Source organism: Longimicrobium sp. (assembly GCA_036387335.1).
Lineage (GTDB): Bacteria > Gemmatimonadota > Gemmatimonadetes > Longimicrobiales > Longimicrobiaceae > Longimicrobium.
Window position 1 is genome coordinate 1 of the sequence record DASVTZ010000047.1, and the last position, 4,030, is coordinate 4,030.

The 4,030-nt window shown below is 70.3% G+C and carries 2 protein-coding genes; one reads left to right on the forward strand and one right to left on the reverse strand.

Features of this window, described 5'->3' with window-relative positions:
- Positions 1-413 precede the first annotated feature (413 nt).
- Positions 414-1,655 (forward strand): cysteine desulfurase-like protein, encoded by a 1,242-nt coding sequence (locus VF647_04430; protein HEX8451320.1) that lies wholly within the window; start codon positions 414-416, stop codon positions 1,653-1,655.
- A gap of 130 nt (positions 1,656-1,785) precedes the next feature.
- Here the strand turns inward: VF647_04430 and VF647_04435 are convergent, their stop codons facing one another.
- Entirely contained in the window at positions 1,786-3,774 is a 1,989-nt protein-coding gene (locus VF647_04435; GenBank protein ID HEX8451321.1) for a M1 family metallopeptidase, read from the reverse strand.
- Positions 3,775-4,030 lie beyond the last annotated feature (256 nt).

Sequence of the window (4,030 nt, forward strand, 5' to 3'; positions counted from 1 at the left end):
GCCCCCACCCCCAGCGTCGCTCCGCGACGCATCCCCCTCCCCCAAAACTGCCTGGGGGAGGGGGTTTGCGTTTGTGGGGTAGCCCTCGCAGATGCCTCCACGCGAACTATGCATATTTATTCAGCATCAGTAGGGGCGTGATTTATCACGCCCGTGCCTGCCTCCGCCCCGCCGTCTGCCATCCGCACCACGACCCTCGTAGGGGCCGCCCCACGTGGCTGCCCGTGCCCCGCCTTTCTCCACTGCCCGCCCCAAAACACCCCCGCCCCGTTGCCAACCCACCCAGCACCCGGCATTCTGACGCGCCCGCGGTGCATCCCGTGCATCTGCGCCGACGCGGATCGTGCGCAGAGGCCATCTTCCTTCGTGCGCGTTCTGACGCACCATCTTCTAAGCCAAATGCCGACAACACGATGAACACCGTCTCTTCACAATCGTTCACCGACGCCGTCCGCGCGTCGTTCCCGGTGTTCGCGCGTCGGGTCGCGGGAAAGCCGATCGCGTTCTTTGACGGGCCGGGCGGGAGCCAGGTGCCGCAGGAGGTCGCCGCGGCGGTGGTGCAGTACCTGACGCTGCACAACGCCAACACCCACGGCCACTTCCGCACCAGCGAAGAGACCGACGCCGCCATGACGGCTGCCCGCGAGGCGTTCGCCGATTTCCTGGGCGCCGGCTCGCCGCGCGAGATCGTGTTCGGCGCGAACATGACCACGCTCGCCTTCCACCTGTCGCGCTCGCTGGGACGGGAGCTGACGCAGGGCGACGAAATCGTGGTCACCGAGCTGGACCACCAGGCGAACCAGGCCCCCTGGCGCCGCATGGCCGAGGACCGCGCGGTGACGGTGCGCACCGTCCCCTTCATCCCCGAGACCATGCAGCTGGACTACGAGGCCATGGAGCAGGCGATCGGCCCCAAGACGAAGCTGGTGGCGGTGGGGGGCGCATCGAACGCGGTGGGGACCATCAACGACGTCGCGCGCGTGACGGCGATGGCACGGGCGGTGGGGGCGATCAGCTTCGTGGACGCGGTGCACCTGGCGCCGCACCGCCGCATCGACGTGCAGGCGCTGGGGTGCGACTTCCTGGCCTGCTCCGCGTACAAGTTCTTCGGCCCGCACGTCGGCATCCTCTGGGGCCGCCAGGAGCACCTGGAGCGCCTCACACCGTACAAGGTGCCCCCCGCCTCCGACGAGGCCCCGGAGCGCTGGGAGACGGGAACGCAGAACCACGAGGGGATCGTCGGCGCCGCCGCGGCGGTGGACTGGATCGCCAGCCTCGCCGGTGGCGACGACCGCCGCGCGGCGCTTGACGGGGCGTTCGAGATGATCGAGGCGCACGAGCGCGAGCTCTTCGACCACATGATCGCCGGCATCCGCTCCATTCCCGGGACGCGCGTCTACGGCGTACCGGACGGGGAGCCGCGCACCCCCACCCTCGGCTTCACGGTCCCCGGCGCATCTCCGGACGAGGTGGCGAAGCGGCTGGGCGAGGAGGGCGTCTTCGTGTGGAACGGCAACTTCTACGCGACTACCGTCTGCGAGCGCCTGGCCCTGGACGACTGCGGCGGCCTGATCCGCGCCGGCCTCGCGCCCTACACCACCCTCGAAGACGTCGACCGCCTCATCGACGGGGTCCGACGCATCGCGGGCGCCTGAAGGAACAGCAGTCTCACGCAAAGACGCTAAGACGCAAAGAACTACAAAATCGGAATGGGGCCGCCCCACCCGGAGCGGCCCCTTCTTTCCTTAGCGTCTTCGCGTCTTTGCGTGAGACCAGCAGTTAGGATCAGCGCGTCCAGACGTTGTTCGCGCGGTCCACATCCGGGAAGGAGCTGGTGGGATCGATCTCCACCCGCACCACCGGCGAGCTGCCGGACGGGACGCTCACCGTGGCGGTGCGCGCACCGCCGAGCCACGTCTCCACCGGCACCTCGCGGCGCTCCGTGGTGCCGTCCTGGTGCGTGACCAGCAGGCGGGCCGGCATCGGCGCGCTGCCGCGGTCCTCGACCGTTATAACTGTGCTCGCGCCGCTACTTGTAACGCTGCCCACCGCCTGGTCCAGCGTCCACGCCTCCTTGTACCAGGTGGACCAGAACCAGTCCAGGTTGCGCCCCGCGCCCGCGTTGAAGGCGTTGAAGAAGTCCCAGGGCTTCGGATGCTTGAAGGCCCAGGTGCGCGCGTAGTTGCGGTAGGTGCGCAGGAACGTTTCCTCCCCCAGCAGGGCCCGCAGGGTGGAGAGCAGCGTGGCGGGCTTGGTGTAGGTGGCGAACCCGCCCAGGTTCGGCTGCTGGAGGTCCGTCCAGCGGAGGAGCTCGGGGTCGCCCACGTTGTTCACGAAGCCGACGTACTGCCGCTGCTCGCGCAGGTGCGCGCTGAGGCCCGCGGGGTAGAAGTCGTTGTACGCCTCGTTCTCGTTGAAGTTGGTCGTCCCCTCGTCCATCCAACCGTAGCGCCGCTCGTCCACCCCGACGATCATGGGGAACCACATGTGGCCGAGCTCGTGCGCCGTCACGCTGTAGAGCGCCGTGTCGCCCTGCGCCGTGTACGGGCCGATCAGCGTCATCATGGGGTACTCCATCCCGCCGCCCATGATGTCCTCCCCCTCCACCGCGGTCATGTGCGGCCACGGGTAGCGCACGCCCGTGAACTCCGAGTGGTGGGTGATGGACTGCTGCGCGTACTTCACCGAGTTGGCCCAGCGCGGCGCCGTGGAGCGCCAGAGCGACTGGATGAGCACGTAGTCCGTGCGCCCATCGCCGTTGCGGTCGCCAATGGGGGTGCGCGCCGCGTCCCAGTTGGACTCGCGCGTCATGCTGAACGCCACGTCGCGCACGCTGTCCGCCCGAAAGGTCCACTGCAGGCGGCCGCTGGCGCCGCGCAGGGTCGCCTTCCCCGCCCCGAAGCCGCCCGCGCCCAGCACGTGGACCGTCGTGTCGCTCTGCGCCGCGCGGCGCCAGCGCTGCAGCACGTCCGCCGGGAGCACCCGCTCGGCGTTGGCGAGGGTGCCGGTCCCCATCACCACCCACCCCTCGGGCGCGTCGACGGTGTACTCGTAGCTGCCGTAGCCCATGTAGAACTCGGCGCCGCCCAGGAACGGATCGGTCTGCCAGCCGACCACGTCGTCGTACACGGCCATCTGCGGATACCAGTAGGCCAGGTACAGCAGGTTGTCGCGGCTGTGCCCCATCCGCGCGCCCGCGCCGGCCTGCGGGATCTTGTAGCTCCAGTCCAGCTCCAGGCGCACCGAATCGCCCGGGAGCACCGGGCTCGCGGGGCGGATGGCCATGCGGGTGAAGTCGATGGCGTAGCCGCTGCCGGAGCGCAGGTCCTCGCTCTCGCGCACCGGCTGCCCGCCCGCCGCAACGCGCGTGAAGCGATACCCGCCCGTGACCTCCGCCTCCTCGTTGCGCGGCGCCTCGGGCTGATGGACGTTCTGCATGAGCTGCAGCCACACCACGCGCAACGTGTCCGGCGAGCGGTTGTGGTAGGTGATGGTTTCGCTGCCGGTGAGCGTCTTGGCCGCCGCGTCCACGGTGGCGCGGATGCGGTAATCCGCGCGCTGCTGCCAGTACCGTGGCCCGGGCGTGCCGGTGGTGGTGCGCGTCCCGCGGGCGACGGCGCGCTGGAAGTCGCGCGGCAGCACGATCGGGTTGGGGACCGCCCGCCGTGCAGCCATGGCGCCGGCGGGTACGGCGGGGTCCTGCGCGTGCGCGGCCGGGGCCGCGGCCCCGAGCGCGAGCAGCGCGCCGACCAGCGTGGGGGACCAGCGCTTCATTCGTTCATCCTCCGGAATGGGTTCACGGCGAAACGTAGCGCGCACGTGGTACCGCGCAAGGAAGCGCGCCCCTTGCCGCGCGTGGAATCGTGGGGTTAGCGTTCCCGTTCGCCCGCGCTCCACCCCCTGCCCCGCTTCCATGACCCGCGCCCTCATCGCCGCGCTGTTCGCCGCCGCGTTCGCCGTCCCCGCCGCCGCCCAGACCCCGCGCCAGGCCATCCTGGCGGAGCTGGACACGGCTGCGCGCGCCATCGCC